The sequence below is a fragment of the Corynebacterium pseudotuberculosis genome, from assembly GCF_002155265.1.
Taxonomy (GTDB): Bacteria; Actinomycetota; Actinomycetes; order Mycobacteriales; family Mycobacteriaceae; genus Corynebacterium; species Corynebacterium pseudotuberculosis.
Genome location: NZ_CP021251.1, coordinates 510,474 through 526,133, shown reverse-complemented (window position 1 = coordinate 526,133; position 15,660 = coordinate 510,474). Strand labels below are relative to the sequence as shown.

The window sequence follows — 15,660 nt, the reverse complement described above, 5'->3', positions numbered from 1 at the left end:
AGGCTCCCGAGGAAAGCCAGACATAGCTGTGCATCCCCTGGGAGCCAGAAACTAGGCAAGAGCTAGCGTAAAACTACTGTTGACGAATAACCCCAAGAATTTCAGTGACTAGGGCGTCCACTTCTTCTGCCGTAGGAGCCTCGACGTTAAGACGCAAAAGTGGTTCTGTGTTGGAAGCGCGAACATTGAACCACGCCTTAGTGCCTTGAAGCTCAACGGTAACGCCGTCGAGACGATCAACGCTTTCCGTACGATCCGCGAAAGCATCCAGAACAGCCTGGGTGCGCTCAGCCTGTTCTTCAGCGCTAGCCAAACGTGAGTTGATTTCTCCCGATGCCGCGTAACGCGAATATTCTTTCATCAGCTCTGACAAAGGCTTGTCTTGTCCGCCTAGAGCCGCTAGCACGTGCATTGCTGCAAGGATTCCAGAATCGGCATTGAAAAACTCAGAGAAGTAGTAATGAGCAGAGTGCTCGCCGCCGAATGCCGCGCCGTGCTCCGCCATTTGTGCCTTAATAAAGGAATGTCCCACACGCGTACGCACGGCAACACCGCCATTTTCCGCGATTACCTCCGGAACCGTCTTGGAGGTAATCAGGTTATGGATAATCGTGCTGCCTGGATGCTGCGCAAGGTATCGCTCTGCGACGATGGCGCAAATAGCAGAGGGGCTCACCGGGTCGCCATTCTCATCAACCACAAAGCAGCGATCTGCGTCGCCGTCAAAAGCTAGGCCGATGTCGGCTTTTACCTCTGGAGTGAATTTTTGCAGGTCCACAAGGTTCTTGGGGTCGAGCGGGTTTGCCTCATGGTTAGGGAAGGTTCCGTCTAGCTCAAAGTAGAGGGGCTTGACATCGAGTGGAAGTCCTGCAAAAACCTCAGGGACAGTATGCCCACCCATGCCGTTCGCTGCGTCCACAGCAACAACAAGAGGCCGGATGCCAGACAGATCCACAAGTTCACGAAGGAAGGAACCGTAATCCGCGAGGGTATCTTTCTGCGTAATAGCGCCTGGTTTGCCGTCGTAAGCCGGGACGCCCTCCACCAGCATGTCGATAATCGCGCCCAAACCAGTTTCCTGCCCCACGGGTCGTGCGCCAGAGCGGCACATCTTGATGCCGTTATATTCGGCAGGGTTGTGGGATGCGGTGAACATTGCGCCGGGGCAATCCATAACGCCAGAAGCGTAATACAGCTGATCAGTGGAGGTGAGCCCTAGCGCAACCACATCAACGCCTTGAGCGGTGAGCCCGTCTGCAAAAGCCTGAGTTAGCTCAGGTGATGACGGCCTCATGTCATGACCTACGGCGACCTTAGTAGCGCCCTCGTTGCGCATCAGATGGCCAAAAGCCGAGCCTACCTCGCGGATGAAGTCAGCATCAATATCAACACCGACGACCCCTCGCACGTCATAAGCCTTGATGACCTTGGTCACCGATTCACGGGTACGCATCTACCAAATCCCACCTTTCAGGGATAAACAAAAGTACTCCGGAGAGATTGTACCCTGGTCTACCCAGCCCTAGCAGCATGGGCGTTGGATTGCGCTTGCGCACTCCGCCGCGTGGCCAGTCTTACCTAGCGCCCCGGCTCAGCACTGAGCCGGCAGTCGGAAAGCCCCTTAGGCCCTCCTAGACGCTTAGCAATCATCCTCCGGATCAGGAACTACTGAGAGATGCCCACGTTTAGTGTTCTTTGATACCTGCTTGCGTTGAGCACGGTGGACTGGATGGTTGACTCCAAAATCTTGATTGGAATCAATCAGCCCGCTAGTGGTTCTTCCTGCCTCCCGCACTGCCTCTGCCAAGGCCGTAAGATCCTCATCGTCATCATCAACCGCGTCCACACGCAACAGCTCCCAACCCAGAGGGGCCGTAATCTTGGACGCATGGAATTCGCACAGATCCCAGCTATGCGGATCACTGTTGGGCGCCAAAGGGCCAACCACAGCGGTTGAATGTGCGTACGCGTAAGTCAACGTAGCTACGGCAGGTTTACCGCAACCGGGGCGAGAACAACGACGAAACTGATTCACGTCCATAAAGTCTAGACTCCTAGTTGAGGTTTAGGTAGACCCAGGGGGGCTTCGGCGCGTTTTACCGATCTATAGCGGTCTTAGTTTTACTCTTATCACCATGGATTACCGCCTGAATCGAGACCGCCACGGCAGAGGACTACGAGGCCCCACGTTCCCCACAGCCGTCCCGCGCTACCGTTCACGGCGTTCGCTTTTCGACGCCGCAGTGCTCGAAGCATACGCGCCTATCCAACAAAGTTTTGCCCAGCAGCTTGCAAATTTAGATATTGCGGTAGACACGGTTCCCCGCATGCGCCTCAACCTCGATGCCGCATTATTGCCAGACGAAGTCGCAGCCGACGGCCCGATCCCCCTGGGGCGAGTCATTCCCGCAGGAATAGACCATCTTGGACGCCCCACTCGGGCCCGAATCGTTCTCTTCCGCATGCCGATCGAGCAGCGCACTAACTCCACGCAGGAACGCCAAGAGTTATTAACAATGGTCCTTACTTCTCTTGTGGCCAATTATCTCAACGTATCCCCCACCGATATTGACCCCGATTTTCAGTGGTAACCCCCCCCCACAACCCCCACCGCTCCGTTTTAAACAGTTAAATTTAAACAGTTAAAGGGCCTCCCAGGTTTATACACCTAGCAGACCCTTGCGCTACGGAACTTTAGCCTATATCCCGTTTGAGCCTCCGACGCTCACGCTCAGAAAGCCCACCCCAGATACCAAAGCGTTCATCATGTTCCAACGCATATTCCAGGCACTCATCCCGTACAGCACATGCTTGACAGATGCGCTTTGCTTCACGGGTAGACCCGCCCTTCTCTGGAAAGAAGGCTTCTGGATCCGTCTGGGCACACAGGGCCTGCTCTTGCCACTCCTGTTCAACTGCACCAAAAAGATCATCCAGCGTCAGCTCTAAGGGTGTGCGAGTCCGAGGCGCGGCGTTACTGGCCATATCTTCCACGCCACCCTCCTCTCCTCGTTGATGTTCACATATGCAAGCGCTTACGCGAGAAAATCGCGCCAGCTCACAACACGCCACATAGATTCACAGCACACTCACGCTGAATTAGCGGGATATGTACAGCCATATAAGAAGACTATGCAACGAATTACATACTTGAAATTCAACACTCCAACACAAGATGTCGTCAACCCGAAAACAGTTTTCCCCGTGCAAAAAATGAATTTCCCCAGCTCGCAAACTTCACGAGTCACATCTTTCACACAACACATTTCGCGGGGGCGGGGGTCAGGGGTACTAGATATAGTATCCCTGATCTAACTACGCTACTGCAGCTCTGATAACCAGCGTGTCGATACAACGATCAAATCCCTTCGTGCTATCCCGCACGAAAGAGATGTTGCGCACCCCCCGAAAGCCCTCCGAGTTTTATTCAACAGCTCTATTTTTTAGCAGCAAAACGCCTTCAAGGACGCAAACACACGCCACTAAAAATGAGATGGTCGACACATTTTTATTTAAGCGTCCGAGCTGAACCGGATTCCAGCAGTGGGGATTTCCACTCCCGGCCATACCCGTAGCCCGTTCAAAAGTTCGCAGCGTGCACCAATCTGCGCGCCTTCGCCGATAACGCACCCCTTGATGCGGGCATTCGCACCGATGCGAACACCATGCGCGATAATGGAGTCCTCGATGACCGCTCCCGGTTCGATGGTCACGCCGTCGAAAACCACCGTGTCATCAAGACGGCAGCCCGCTCCTACCTCCGTTCCCCGGCCAATAACGGTGCCGCCCAACAAAAGGGCACCATCTTTCACGCCAGCGGATTCGTCGATAAGCGACTCTCCAGTGCGTCCATCAAGCAGCGGCGACGGCGCGATGCCACGAACCAAGTCAGAAGACCCTCGAACAAAGTCCGCCGGCGTACCCATGTCGCGCCAGTATGCGTTATCCACATACCCGAACACGCGACGCCCCTCTTCCAGCAGTTTAGGGAAAGTCTCACGTTCAACAGAGACCACACGATCAGCCGGAATCGATTCAATCAACTCGCGACGGAAAACATAGCAGCCAGCGTTGATTTGATCAGTAGGAGGATCTTCCGTCTTTTCCAAAAATGCCGAAACACGCCCGTCCTGATCAGTAGGAACACACCCAAAAGCCCGTGGATCAGGCACGCGAACCAGGTGCATGGTCAAATCAGCCTGCTTCTCATGATGCGCGTCGAGGATTCCTCCCAGGTCTGTGCCGCCTAGAACATCCCCATTGAAAACCATGACGGTATCTGCACGGAGCTTCTCATAAACATTCCGGATGCCACCACCGGTTCCTAGCGGCTTATCCTCAACAACATATTCAATTTCTAGGCCTAGGTCTTCACCGTTGCCAAAGTATTCTTCAAAAACTTCTGCCTTAAAAGACGTGCCTAGAACGACGTGTTTAATGCCCGCAGCTTTAATTCGCGCAAGGAGGTGCGATAAGAATGGCACACCCGCCGTGGGTAGCATCGGCTTCGGAGTCGACACCGTCAGCGGACGAAGGCGCGTGCCTTTGCCACCAACCAGGATCACGGCATCTGTATTACCGCGCAGCGTCGTTGTGGTCATTTTTGATGTCCTTACTTTTCTTGCTTGTCACGCACGCCTAGACGTGCACCTCCGGATTGACTCAATCAGAGTACCCCGACAGAACTCGAAATTTATGGTTTCGCCCGGAATGCCCGGCGCCACGGTCCGCTACTTCCATCACAAAAACTCGGCCCGGCGCTGCCATCCTGGGAGTTATTTTTTCAATTTTGCTGATGCTACCGCTACAAAAGCACGAGCTTGAAGCCCGAGTTTAAGCACAACGCGTATGGGTAGCTGCCACGCATGGGGATGACGGTCTGCCTGGAAACGATAAGCCGACTCGTGGTGCGCGGGCAGCATCTTTTCCGGATGCTTTCCTGCCGCGTGCCCCACCGCATGAGTGATAAAAGAAGAAGGGCAAAGGACGTTATCAAAACCAGCCCGGCCAAAGCGATCGCCCAGGTCCACGTCTTCCATGTACATAAAATAACGCTCGTCAAAGCCGCCTATGGCATCAAAAGCATCCCATCGGACCAACAAGCACGAGCCTGACAACCACCCGGCAGTGCGCTCAGTCGACATATCGGCATCATCCTTGTACGCCTTTGTCCATGGATTATTTGGCCATACCGCACCGAATAACGCATGCCCGATACCGTTACTTAGCGTGGGAATCGCGCGTGCCGAAGGATAAGCAGAACCATCGCTCTGCCGAATATAGGGGCCAACTGCCCCAGCTTGTGGCCAACGCTGAGCACATTCAAGCATGACGTCGATCGAGCCTTTATCAAAGACCACGTCAGGATTAGCCAAGACGAAGAACTCCGGCTCTATGTCACCATTTAGCCGTTTGTCCTTGAGATGACGCGCCGCAGCATTAATCGCAGAGCCGTAGCCAATGTTGCCGCCGGTAGCAAAAAACTCCACATTGTCTCGTTCCTTTGCAGCGGCCTGGGGAGTTCCATCTGTAGACCCGTTATCCGCAAGGACGGTATACGCGCCCCGCACGGTTGCCCCACTCACAGAATCCAGGAATGCTGCAAGGTGATCACCGGGCGAGAAAGTAACCGTAATCACGGCTATCGGCTTGGCATCTGTTGTAGTCACTCGTTTGAGCTTAGTCGGGCATATCTGGGAATCGATGTCTGCCACGCTTTTATTCATAGCCGGAAATTCGCGTACTCAATAAAACAATTTCGCAGAAAAACTACGGCTTTTACCCTTACTTCACCTAAACTTTTATCTGTTTCTACTCCTTTCTTCATGGAGATCCAATAAATATGACCGACAAATACCGTCGTAACCGCGACATTCAGGCACCTCCTTCGGTGATGCCTGATACCAAACAGATGGGCCCACGGCCCGTTAAGATCTTCCTCGCGTTGATCTCGTCGATAGTGCTGGTCATATCTGGCGCCGGTTACTTCACCATTGGAAAACTAGGTAACACAGTTGCTTCTGCGGGCAATCTTTCCCTAGGAGGCGACAAAGGGATGAAGGAGGCCGCCGACGGCGCAACCGATATCCTCCTCGTCGGCTCCGATTCGCGTACCGACGCACAGGGCAATCCGCTGAGCCCGCAGGAGATAGAACTACTGCACGCAGGTGACGAGGAAAACGATAATACTGACACCATCATGGTGATTCGTATCCCCAACGACGGTTCCTCCGCAACCGCTATCTCCATTCCTCGCGACACATATGTGCATGACAATAACTTGGGAAATCTCAAGATCAACGGCGTGTACAAGAACTACAAAGATAAGGAAGCAACCAAACTCTTATCTGAGGGAATCGGCGATAGAAAGACTCTCGATGAGCGCTCCAAACAAGCCGGACGGCAGGCCCTCATCAGTGCGGTATCCGATCTCACTGGTATCACCGTCGATCACTATGCAGAGGTTGGCCTCCTAGGGTTTGTTCTTTTGACAGAAGCCGTGGGCGGCGTAGAAGTCTGCTTGAACAATAGTGTCAAAGACGAGTACTCCGGCGCTGATTTCGGTGCCGGGCGCCAAACGCTCAAAGGTGGTCAGGCGCTGGCCTTTGTCCGCCAGCGACATGGCCTCCCCCGCGGCGACCTAGACCGTATTGTTCGTCAACAAGCATTTATGGCCTCATTAGTAAATAAGGTGCTGTCTTCGGGAACCCTAACTAACCCGCAGAAACTAGCAGACATGGGCAAGGCTGTAGAGCGTTCCGTTGTTATTGACCAGAACTGGGACGTCATGAGCTTTGCTAACCAACTGCAAAATCTTGCCGGTGGCAATGTCCGTTTTAATACCATCCCGGTTACCTCAATCGATGGAACCGGAGACTACGGCGAATCCGTTGTTACCGTAGACGTACAGCAGGTACACAAATTCTTTGACCAGCTACTTAATGGTGGCCCCAAAGAAGAGCCCTCAAGCCAGACGTCTTCTGAGTCTGCCGCCCCCACGGCGCGTCAAAATATCACTGTTGACGTCCTTAATGCCACCACTACGTCAGGGCTCGCCGCCGAGGTTGCCGGGTATCTTAAGACCAAGGGGCACACCATCGCAGAAACTGGCAATGCTCCCCAGGGGCTGTACTCGCACAGCCAGATTCTAGCTACTGATCCAGAGTCTGAGGACGCCAAACGCCTTTCCCAGGAGCTCGGCAACATCCCTGTGGTGCAGCATAATGGCCTCGATCTGAACTCTTATGTGGTAGTTGCCGCCAGTGATTATGCAGGTCCGAAGAGCACCGAGTCTGCAACAAGCACGTCAACCACAACGTCTGTGGTAGGACAACCGGGCGCAGACGAAGGACAAGCCATCGTCTCTCCAGAAATTGATGCTGGCGGAAACGGGCCAAGGTGCGTGAACTAGTAATCACTCTGTAGATTCTCCAGCCGGCTGAGGTGCATCGACTTTTCCGATCGTCGATGCACCTCAATTCATTGTCCCGCACAGTAGACCCTCATTTTCACCTACGATGGACTCTCATGGAACTTCTGCGCAACTTGCTTTCTTCAGACCCTGCCGCCCCACGGTTGACGGTTTATAACGAATCAACCGGAGCTCGGCTCGATTTCTCGGCCCAGACGCTGGATAACTGGGCCGCAAAGGTAGCAAATATGATGCGCGAGGAATTAGACCTTGATCAAGGCTCACTTATCAGCCTCGACCTTCCTGCAAGTTGGCAATGCGTAGCCATAGTTTTAGGAGCAATGGCCGCAGAAATTGAGGTCGAGTTCTGCCCCATCGAGCAAGCTCAGGGCGCAGTAGCTTTTGTCGCCCCTGAGCGTATCGACGCATCCCCGGCCTTCCCCGGTGACGTTGTACTTGTCACGCAAGATCCTTTTGGCCGCGGTGTTGTGGAATGCGAAGGCACGGTTCCTGATGGGATGATCGACTTTGGGCCAACTGTCCGCTTCTACGGCGATCAATTCTTTGAGCCTGGCACGAGGATCGAGGAGAGCGTCGATAAGCAGGTCTATGCTGAGCTTCCCTCTGGTTCACGTGCGCTGAGCACCGGCTGGACCACTTTTGCAGAAATGCAACGCACCGTCTTAGCTCCACTAGCGGTAGGAGGATCGGCTGTAGTTGTCACGGGCGTGGCTAGCGATCAGCGCCTCGAAGCCATCGGACGCGCCGAAAAAGCCACGATGAGATTGTCATAATCCTTCTCGCGCATATGGGGTGAATACTCGGAGATCGGCAACCGTGTTCATTCACATTTAACACCCCTTTTACGGGGTGATAAGGGCCATAAATCCTTTACTTCCACCGGAGGGTCACTACCTTAGTGAGGGAACTCAATGGAAAGGTGATCCTCTCGATGAACGTCTCAAAGACCGGCGCGTCGCTTGCAGCCACAGCCCTTTTTGCTTCGGCAGCCCTAGCAGGTTGCTCCTCCGATTCCTCAGCGCCAGCACCTCAAAACACTGATGGCCGCGGCCCCATCACCTTTGCCATGGGCAAAAATGACACGGATAAAGTTATTCCGATTATTGAGAAGTGGAATAGCTCGCATCCAGAAGAAAAGGTCACTCTCAAAGAGCTCGCCGGTGAGACAGACGATCAACGCGAGACCCTCGTGCAATCACTTCAGGCCGGCAACTCTGACTATGACGTAATGGCGCTCGATGTAGTCTGGACAGCCGACTTTGCCGCCAACCAGTGGCTAGCTCCGCTCAAAGACGACCTCAAGGTAGATACCTCAGGATTACTCAAGGCAACTGTGGAGTCTGCCACTTACAACGGGACTCTCTACGCGCTGCCACAGAACACTAACGGTCAGCTATTGTTCCGTAACACGGAAATCGTGCCGGAAGCGCCCACCACGTGGAAAGATCTCACCGCTAGCTGCGAAGCCGCAAAAGCCAAGCACGTAGATTGTCTCACTACACAGCTCAAACAATACGAGGGCCTCACGGTAAATACCGCAGGTTTCATCGAAGGCTGGGGCGGACACATCCTGGATGATTCTGGTGCGCCCGCCGTAGATTCTGAAGACTCCAAAGCTGGCGTTCAGGCTCTTGTCGATGCCTACAAAGACGGATCCATTTCCAAGAACTCCATCTCCGCTACAGAAGAGGAAACCAACCTAGCCTTTGTGGCCGGTGAAACCGCTTACGCCATCAACTGGCCTTACATGTATACCAATGCTGCTGAGGCCACATCTGCGGTCAAGGGCAAGTTTGAAGTCTCCCCTCTCGTAGGTAAAGACGGCGTTGGCGTGTCCACGCTGGGCGGATACAACAACGGCATCAATGTGAACTCCAAGAACAAAGCCACCGCCCGAGACTTTATTAAGTTCATTGTGAATGAGGACAACCAGAAGTCCTTTGCAGATAATTCTTTCCCACCAGTACTCGCTTCCATCTACGATGATGAGTCACTCGTGGCCAAGTATCCTTACCTTCCGGCCTTGAAAAAGTCCCTTGAAAACGCTGCCCCTCGCCCCGTCAGCCCCTTCTACCCGGCCATTTCCAAGGCTATTCAAGATAACGCCTACGCTGCGCTCAAGGGAGATAAGAACGTAGAAGAAGCTACTAAAGACATGCGGGCTGCAATCCAGAACGCATCCAAGAAGTAGTTTCAGCTCCACTGAGTTCATACGCCAATAACCGCATATACGGTTCGCACTAAGCTCCACTATCTTTATCCAGGAAGCCTGCACCGGTAAGCTCATGCTCCACGAACATGTTCTTACCGCGGGCTTCCTTTAGTGTTTTAAAGTTGAAGCGGACCAGCATCAAACAAAGGAGGTACCGTGGACACAACGCGCCCAGCGCGAAAAGTTCCTTCTCGGGAAGGAATCGTCGAAGCGCGCCGGAAACAGCACCGCAACGCTGCGCTGTTGATCGCACCCACGCTCATCGTCCTAGCTATCGTTATCGGCTACCCCATACTCAGGGCCATCTACCTTTCTTTTCAAGCAGACAAAGGCCTTGATCCAGTAACCGGGCTTTTCACCCAAGGCGGTTTCGCCGGGTTGGAGCATTATGCCTACTGGTTAACGCAGCGCTGTGGTACTTCCTCTGGAAGCGCAATCGCGTGTCCACCCGGAGTCATAGCCACTGACTTTTGGCCAGCTGTGGGAAACACGCTCTTTTTTACCGTGGTCACGGTAACCCTAGAAATTGTTCTAGGCATGGGCATGGCCTTGGTCATGAATAGGGAGTTTCGCGGTAGAGCACTAGTCCGAGCCGCAGTGCTCATTCCGTGGGCAATACCTACGGCAGTGACCGCAAAATTGTGGCAGTTTATCTTTGCGGATAAGGGCATCGTCAACTCGCTCCTCCACACCCCCATCCAATGGACTACCGACCCGTGGGCAGCACGCTTCGCCGTCATCATTGCCGATGTATGGAAGACCACCCCCTTTATGGCCTTGCTGATTCTCGCAGGATTACAGATGATCCCCAAAGATGTCTACGAGGCAGCTCGTGTCGACGGTGCCAATACATGGCAACAGTTTCTACAGATCACTCTCCCGCTGGTAAAGCCCGCCCTCATGGTCGCTGTTCTTTTTAGAACGCTCGATGCCTTGCGCATGTACGACCTTCCGGTCATCTTGATCTCTTCGTCTTCAAACTCCCCCACGGCTACCATCTCTCAGCTGGTGGTGGAAGATGTGCGCCAGAATCACTTCAACTCGGCTTCTGCGCTTTCCACACTGATTTTCCTCCTTATTTTTGCGGTCGCTTTCCTGATGATCCGCGTCCTTGGCGCGGATGTTACCGGCCGTGAGAACACCCCTAAGCAACGCCGGCAGCGTGGACAGCGTAGACGTGGAAAGCACCAGAAACGAGATAACTCCATGGCTCCCAAAGAAAGGACAGCTACCGCACCATGAATCACAAAATTCGTGCAACGCTAGGCAATTACATTGGTGTGGTCTTTATCCTGATCTGGGGTCTGGCGCCTTTCTATTGGATGCTGATCACCGCGCTGAGGAACAAGGACTACACCTTTGAGACCACTCCCTGGCCAACGCATGTGACCCTGGAGAATTTCCGCGACGCGCTTTCTACAGACAAAGGAAACGACTTCCTTGGCGCAATCATCAATTCCTTGCTGGTAGGCCTTGCCACCACTATTCTCGCAGTCCTCGTCGGAGTCTTCACCGCATATGCGCTGGCTCGCATCGAGTTTCGCGGGAAAGGAATAGTCACGGGCGTTGTGCTTGCCGCCTCGATGTTCCCCGGCATAGCCCTGGTGACCCCACTTTTCCAGCTATTTGGCAACCTCGGCTGGATAGGAACCTACCGCGCACTCATCATCCCCAACATTTCCTTTGCATTGCCGTTGACTATTTACACACTCGTGTCCTTCTTCCGGCAGCTTCCTTGGGAATTAGAGGAGGCAGCGCTTGTCGACGGCGCCACCCGCAGCCAGGCCTTCCGCCACGTGCTCCTGCCCCTTGCGGCACCTGCGTTGTTTACCACTGCCATCTTGGCTTTTATCGCTACGTGGAACGAGTTCATGCTCGCGCGTCAGCTCTCCACCACAGCGACCGAACCCGTCACCGTAGCCATCGCCCGTTTCTCCGGTCCGAGCGCCTTCGAGTTCCCCTACGCAGCCATTATGGCGGCGGGATCCCTGGTAACCATCCCCCTTATTATCATGGTGCTCGCTTTCCAACGCCGTATCGTCTCCGGCCTGACGGCAGGCGGCGTGAAAGCATAATTACCGCTTTCGGGTACTAGGAACAGTACAATCGTCCGCATGAAACCGCGCGATACTCAGCCCCAAGAGACTAGGAAGAAACTCGTACGCGACTCCGTCCTAGGCTTTGTGGGGTTTTTCGCGTTTCTTTCCCTGGTGCAGGCCGTAGTAAATCTGTTTCAGCCACAGCCCTCACTCTGGCCGGCGTTCCTGGCGCTTATTTTGGTCATCGCGACTATCGCCCTGTGGCGAGCATGGCGTTAGCGCTACCTGCGTGATAGCAAATGAATCGTTAATGCTGCCGTGATTTGGTGGCGTCGCAAAGCTAAGCTACTCGACGCCACGCTATCCGCAGCAGCGAATGAGGCAACGCAAAGATCTCGCGAACAAAATTCCGCACTCTAAAGGGCGGCTTGGTCACCGCGGAGCTTACCGTTATGGGGATCCCCAGGTGTCGCGCCCACGCGAGGGTGCGGAGTTTATGAAAATCGCTCGTTACCACGATCCATGTGTGGGTTTCGGGCAGAAGGGCGTGCGCGTTTTCCAGGTTCTCGTTGGTGCTGGTCGCTTCGGGTTCGATTATCAACCGATGAGGATCCAATCCGTGGCGCACCAACCAGTCCCCCATCACAGCAGCTTCGCCTTTTCCAGAGACCACAACAGGGCCTGACGTTTGTTGCGACAGCTCCAAGGCATGCTGGAGACGCCACAACAGCACATGTCCGGGTTCGGCACCGCGAACTTTAGAGCCGAGGGTAAGAATCGTCGATTCTTTCCTACAATCAGCCGACAAAAGTTCTACTCGCCCATCAATTGGCGTTTGAGGTTGGCGTCTTTCTGCTCCACTTCCTCACGCATTGCGTCTTGGTACGCAACCATTTTTTCCGTCAGGGCCGGGTCACCCGCGGAAAGGATGCGCACGGCAAGCAGTCCAGCATTTTTTGCTCCTCCGATGGAAACCGTGGCTACCGGAACACCTCCCGGCATCTGAACAATAGAGAGCAAAGAGTCCATCCCGTCCAGGTCTTTGAGCGCACGCGGAATACCGATCACTGGCAACGGCGTGGCCGCTGCAACCATACCGGGCAGATGCGCTGCTCCCCCGGCGCAAGCGATAATCGCTTTCAGTCCTCTCGTGTGCGCAGACTTGGCATAGGCCAGCATCTTTTCGGGTGTGCGGTGCGCAGAAACGACACCGACCTCAAAGGGAATACCAAACTCAGCCAGGGTTTCTGCTGCTGGTTGCACTGTGGGCCAGTCAGAATCGGAGCCCATGATAAGGCCGACGAGAGGGGACATCTTTTCTCCTAGTTGTAGTAAAAGCCAGCAAAAACCGCGGTTATGCCCATGTTGCGTGGGCTAGATACTGCGCGGCGAGGCGGGCGTCGGCACGCGTTGTCTCAACGTCAGTACCAGTGAGGTTGACGTGGCCTATCTTACGGCCAGCTCGATAGGTTTTCCCGTACAGGTGAACCTTTGCGTTAGGGAAACGACGCATAACTTCCGCAACGCGCTCCCCCATCGGCTGAGCCGGATCGGTTGCCGCCCCAAGAATATTCGCCATCACAGTAACCGGCGCGGTGAGATCAGTAGCGCCGAGCGGATAATCCAATACTGCACGAATATGCTGCTCAAATTGGCTGGTCACGCATCCGTCTTGCGTCCAGTGCCCGGTGTTGTGTGGACGCATGGCTAGCTCGTTGACAAAAATCTCTGACTGCCCGTCCTCCCCGCGAGTCTCAAAGAGCTCCACGGCAAGCGCTCCCGTGACTCCGAGCTCAGTGGCAATACGGATGGAAAGCTCACGGCACTGGTGCTCTAGTTCCTCACCCAAGCCCGGCGCAGGTGCAACCGCTTCCGTACAAATCCCGTCAGTTTGTACTGATTCCACCACGGGCCAGCTTTGCGCCTCACCGCTGGGGGTGCGCGCCACCATGGCTGAGAGTTCACGAACAAGCTGGACTTTTTTCTCGCCCATCAGCGGAGTTCCGGCGCTAAGAAGCTTGTCGACGAGCTCCTCTAGCTCCATCGCCGAATCCGGGAACCACACCCCATGTCCGTCATAGCCGCCTCGGCGTGCCTTCACACACACCTGTCCGTCCACCGATTCCCAGAAAGCGCGGGCGTCTTCCACACTAGTGATCGGAGCAAACGGTGGGACCGGTGCGCCCATTTCTTTAAGACGCGTACGCATCACAAGTTTGTCTTGGGCATTGAGCAAAGCATCGGGCTGAGGCTGTACATTGTAGCCCTCAGCGATAAGTGTGCGCAGGTGTTCAGATGGCACATGCTCATGGTCAAAAGTCACGGCATTCGATCCGGCCACGACGCGACGCAGGTCGTCGAGGTTAGTGTAATCACCAATAATCACGTCGGCGGTTACTTGGGCAGCGGAAGAATCATGAGAGCTTGCCAGAACCCGTATCGATTGCCCCAGTTCAATGGCCTCTGTGTGCATCATTCGTGCCAATTGCCCGTCGCCAATCACACACAGAATTGGCATGTCTGGTGCGTGCGCTGCTGGATTACCATTGCTGTGAGTCACGGGTAACAACTATAGCTTGTGAGCAGAAGAGAAGGGGGCTGTTAGTGGCCCCTCTATCCCCAATACCCGCGCCCTTGATTCATACCTTCCTCAATAGACGCAACCACGTGCTTGGCTTTTGCTACGTTTATCAGCATGATGGGACGCTGGTAGCCAGAGACGGCCAAAGAAATATTCTTGCGCTTACGTCCCACATGGCGCACCGCACGCAGCGGGATTGATTCGCTAGCCCCCATGATGCCTTGAGCACGCAGAATCACTCGTTGATCGGTGACAATCACGCGTTCTTTGCGGGCACGCAGCACAGGCAGAGCAAACCGCCAGAGGGCCAGCGCCGCCCACAGCCCTACCACGGCGTTGCGCAGTTGGACGGAGTCCTGGGGGTCGCGATCCAGGTATCCGATGAGCATCCAGCACACGCCTGTGATCAGCAGGAGCTCGCAGACGGGGTAGATCAGGGAGACAAGTGAGCGGGTGACGTCCACACGCACAATTTCGTCGGGGAGAACTCGGACTCGTGCCACTTATTTATCCTGAAGTCGCAAATGGGTCACGTCGCCGGCCATGAGCTCGTGGAGCTCCCCTTGCGAGTCACGAACGCAGATCAGTCCGGCGTCGGAGACGGATTCCGCTACGCCGAGGAGCTCCTCGTTTTCTGATAGGACCACTCGAACGTCAGCACCTATAGAGGTGCACACCTGGCGGTATTCTGCCATCAGGGTGGGGTCGTTGTCTTCCCATTGGCGCAGCCGCCGGTGGAGCGCGGTCAGCACTCGAACTGCTAGCTCGTTACGTTCGTAGGGTATTCCTTCTAGTTCCAGGCTTGTGGCATGCGGCACCGGAAGCTCCTCACGCGTGAGCGAGGTGTTAAGCCCAAGGCCTATGACCACGGCAGGCTCTTCTCCTAGACTCACGGCTTCAGCGAGAATACCGCACAGCTTACGTCCCTCGCGGAGCAGGTCATTGGGCCATTTTAGGCCGACTCCTTCTGCGCCCTTGAGAGCGTCGATAAGCGCTAATCCAGTAGCTAATGGCATCGTGCCGAGCCGGAAAACCGATTCCCGTGGTGGCCGGATAAGTACGGAAAGGGTGAGCTGCGCCCCCGCCGGCGCCTCGTAACGTCTCCCCATGCGCCCCCGCCCTAAGGTTTGGTGCTCTGTGAGAAAGACAGTCCATGCGGGCGCCCCCTCATGCGCGGCGGCAACCAGATCCGTGTTAGTGGAGCCCGTCGTTGCTGAATGAAGAATGCTTGCGAAGGGGCCGTCGACTACCAGCTGCTCGCGCAACCACTCGACGTTGAGAGGGGTTCGCGAGTCACGACTACCGCCGTCGCTTTCTACGAGAGCGCTTTGTGCTGCGTCCTTGTCCATCGTTTCTCCTGACCCTATGCTCATTCGCATCATTTTAGCCGCTTGCT

At 54.9% G+C, this 15,660-nt stretch carries 17 protein-coding genes; 7 read left to right on the top strand and 10 right to left on the bottom strand.

The window, feature by feature from the left end; translation table 11 throughout:
- Nucleotides 1–73: 73 nt before the first annotated feature.
- Both CpATCC19410_RS02590 and CpATCC19410_RS02585 read right to left on the bottom strand, forming a co-directional pair.
- Nucleotides 74–1,453, bottom strand: coding sequence for a phosphomannomutase/phosphoglucomutase (locus CpATCC19410_RS02590; protein WP_013241366.1), 1,380 nt, complete (start codon nt 1,451–1,453; stop codon nt 74–76).
- 186 nt (nt 1,454–1,639) lie between these two features.
- Entirely contained in the window at nt 1,640–2,041 is a 402-nt protein-coding gene (locus CpATCC19410_RS02585) for a DUF3499 domain-containing protein (RefSeq protein ID WP_013241365.1), read from the bottom strand.
- Between the two features lie 94 nt (nt 2,042–2,135).
- Between CpATCC19410_RS02585 and CpATCC19410_RS02580 the strand changes: the two genes are divergently transcribed.
- The gene (locus tag CpATCC19410_RS02580) at nt 2,136–2,591 is read left to right on the top strand and encodes a metallopeptidase family protein (protein WP_013241364.1); all 456 of its coding nucleotides are present in this window, start codon (nt 2,136–2,138) and stop codon (nt 2,589–2,591) included.
- A gap of 103 nt (nt 2,592–2,694) precedes the next feature.
- Here CpATCC19410_RS02580 and CpATCC19410_RS02575 read toward each other — a convergent pair whose 3' ends face one another.
- From CpATCC19410_RS02575 to CpATCC19410_RS02560, 3 genes are all read right to left on the bottom strand, one after another.
- Nucleotides 2,695–2,994, bottom strand: coding sequence for a WhiB family transcriptional regulator (locus tag CpATCC19410_RS02575; RefSeq protein ID WP_014300514.1), 300 nt, complete (start codon nt 2,992–2,994; stop codon nt 2,695–2,697).
- A gap of 518 nt (nt 2,995–3,512) precedes the next feature.
- A complete protein-coding gene (manB, locus tag CpATCC19410_RS02565; protein WP_013241362.1) occupies nt 3,513–4,601 on the bottom strand; it encodes a mannose-1-phosphate guanylyltransferase in 1,089 nt (362 codons plus the stop codon).
- 174 nt (nt 4,602–4,775) lie between these two features.
- Complete coding sequence (locus CpATCC19410_RS02560) at nt 4,776–5,726, bottom strand: glycosyltransferase family 2 protein (protein WP_013241361.1); 951 nt, start codon at nt 5,724–5,726, stop codon at nt 4,776–4,778.
- A 116-nt stretch (nt 5,727–5,842) separates the two neighbouring features.
- On the opposite strand from CpATCC19410_RS02560, the gene CpATCC19410_RS02555 reads away from it, so the two are divergent.
- The 6 genes from CpATCC19410_RS02555 (at nt 5,843) to CpATCC19410_RS02530 (ending at nt 11,962) form a co-directional block, all read left to right on the top strand.
- Nucleotides 5,843–7,411, top strand: coding sequence for an LCP family protein (locus CpATCC19410_RS02555; RefSeq protein WP_013241360.1), 1,569 nt, complete (start codon nt 5,843–5,845; stop codon nt 7,409–7,411).
- Between the two features lie 116 nt (nt 7,412–7,527).
- A complete protein-coding gene (locus CpATCC19410_RS02550; RefSeq protein WP_014300513.1) occupies nt 7,528–8,205 on the top strand; it encodes a TIGR03089 family protein in 678 nt (225 codons plus the stop codon).
- A 158-nt stretch (nt 8,206–8,363) separates the two neighbouring features.
- Entirely contained in the window at nt 8,364–9,623 is a 1,260-nt protein-coding gene (locus CpATCC19410_RS02545) for an ABC transporter substrate-binding protein (protein WP_014300512.1), read from the top strand.
- A gap of 177 nt (nt 9,624–9,800) precedes the next feature.
- Entirely contained in the window at nt 9,801–10,886 is a 1,086-nt protein-coding gene (locus CpATCC19410_RS02540) for a carbohydrate ABC transporter permease (protein ID WP_013241357.1), read from the top strand.
- Nucleotides 10,883–11,719, top strand: coding sequence for a carbohydrate ABC transporter permease (locus CpATCC19410_RS02535; RefSeq protein ID WP_013241356.1), 837 nt, complete (start codon nt 10,883–10,885; stop codon nt 11,717–11,719). The genes CpATCC19410_RS02540 and CpATCC19410_RS02535 overlap by 4 nt, the downstream gene beginning before the upstream one ends.
- A 39-nt stretch (nt 11,720–11,758) precedes the next feature.
- Nucleotides 11,759–11,962: a hypothetical protein gene (locus CpATCC19410_RS02530; RefSeq protein ID WP_013241355.1), complete on the top strand. Its 204-nt coding sequence runs from the start codon at nt 11,759–11,761 to the stop codon at nt 11,960–11,962.
- A gap of 61 nt (nt 11,963–12,023) precedes the next feature.
- Here CpATCC19410_RS02530 and CpATCC19410_RS02525 read toward each other — a convergent pair whose 3' ends face one another.
- The 5 genes from CpATCC19410_RS02525 to CpATCC19410_RS02505 are packed head-to-tail and all read right to left on the bottom strand — an operon-like array spanning nt 12,024 to nt 15,613.
- On the bottom strand, nt 12,024–12,491 hold the full coding sequence (locus tag CpATCC19410_RS02525; RefSeq protein ID WP_013241354.1) for a YdcF family protein: 468 nt from the start codon (nt 12,489–12,491) through the stop codon (nt 12,024–12,026).
- A 5-nt stretch (nt 12,492–12,496) separates the two neighbouring features.
- Nucleotides 12,497–12,997 carry a 5-(carboxyamino)imidazole ribonucleotide mutase gene (purE, locus tag CpATCC19410_RS02520; protein WP_013241353.1) on the bottom strand — a complete coding sequence of 167 codons (501 nt, stop codon included), beginning with the start codon at nt 12,995–12,997 and terminating at the stop codon, nt 12,497–12,499.
- 40 nt (nt 12,998–13,037) lie between these two features.
- Nucleotides 13,038–14,243, bottom strand: a complete 1,206-nt coding sequence (locus CpATCC19410_RS02515; protein WP_013241352.1) for a 5-(carboxyamino)imidazole ribonucleotide synthase — start codon at nt 14,241–14,243, stop codon at nt 13,038–13,040.
- Between the two features lie 53 nt (nt 14,244–14,296).
- Entirely contained in the window at nt 14,297–14,767 is a 471-nt protein-coding gene (locus CpATCC19410_RS02510; RefSeq protein ID WP_014401024.1) for a hypothetical protein, read from the bottom strand.
- Entirely contained in the window at nt 14,768–15,613 is an 846-nt protein-coding gene (locus tag CpATCC19410_RS02505) for a biotin--[acetyl-CoA-carboxylase] ligase (RefSeq protein WP_014401023.1), read from the bottom strand.
- Between the last annotated feature and the right edge of the window lie 47 nt (nt 15,614–15,660).

Bases quoted from the DNA above. Each gene is read 5' to 3' on its own strand.
- CpATCC19410_RS02590 (WP_013241366.1), bottom strand. From the start codon at position 1,453: ATGCGTACCCGTGAATCGGTGACCAAGGTCATCAAGGCTTATGACGTG.
- CpATCC19410_RS02585 (WP_013241365.1), bottom strand. From the start codon at position 2,041: ATGGACGTGAATCAGTTTCGTCGTTGTTCTCGCCCCGGTTGCGGTAAA.
- CpATCC19410_RS02580 (WP_013241364.1), top strand. From the start codon at position 2,136: ATGGATTACCGCCTGAATCGAGACCGCCACGGCAGAGGACTACGAGGC.
- manB (WP_013241362.1), bottom strand. From the start codon at position 4,601: ATGACCACAACGACGCTGCGCGGTAATACAGATGCCGTGATCCTGGTT.
- CpATCC19410_RS02560 (WP_013241361.1), bottom strand. From the start codon at position 5,726: ATGAATAAAAGCGTGGCAGACATCGATTCCCAGATATGCCCGACTAAG.
- CpATCC19410_RS02555 (WP_013241360.1), top strand. From the start codon at position 5,843: ATGACCGACAAATACCGTCGTAACCGCGACATTCAGGCACCTCCTTCG.
- CpATCC19410_RS02550 (WP_014300513.1), top strand. From the start codon at position 7,528: ATGGAACTTCTGCGCAACTTGCTTTCTTCAGACCCTGCCGCCCCACGG.
- CpATCC19410_RS02545 (WP_014300512.1), top strand. From the start codon at position 8,364: ATGAACGTCTCAAAGACCGGCGCGTCGCTTGCAGCCACAGCCCTTTTT.
- CpATCC19410_RS02535 (WP_013241356.1), top strand. From the start codon at position 10,883: ATGAATCACAAAATTCGTGCAACGCTAGGCAATTACATTGGTGTGGTC.
- CpATCC19410_RS02530 (WP_013241355.1), top strand. From the start codon at position 11,759: ATGAAACCGCGCGATACTCAGCCCCAAGAGACTAGGAAGAAACTCGTA.
- purE (WP_013241353.1), bottom strand. From the start codon at position 12,997: ATGTCCCCTCTCGTCGGCCTTATCATGGGCTCCGATTCTGACTGGCCC.
- CpATCC19410_RS02505 (WP_014401023.1), bottom strand. From the start codon at position 15,613: ATGGACAAGGACGCAGCACAAAGCGCTCTCGTAGAAAGCGACGGCGGT.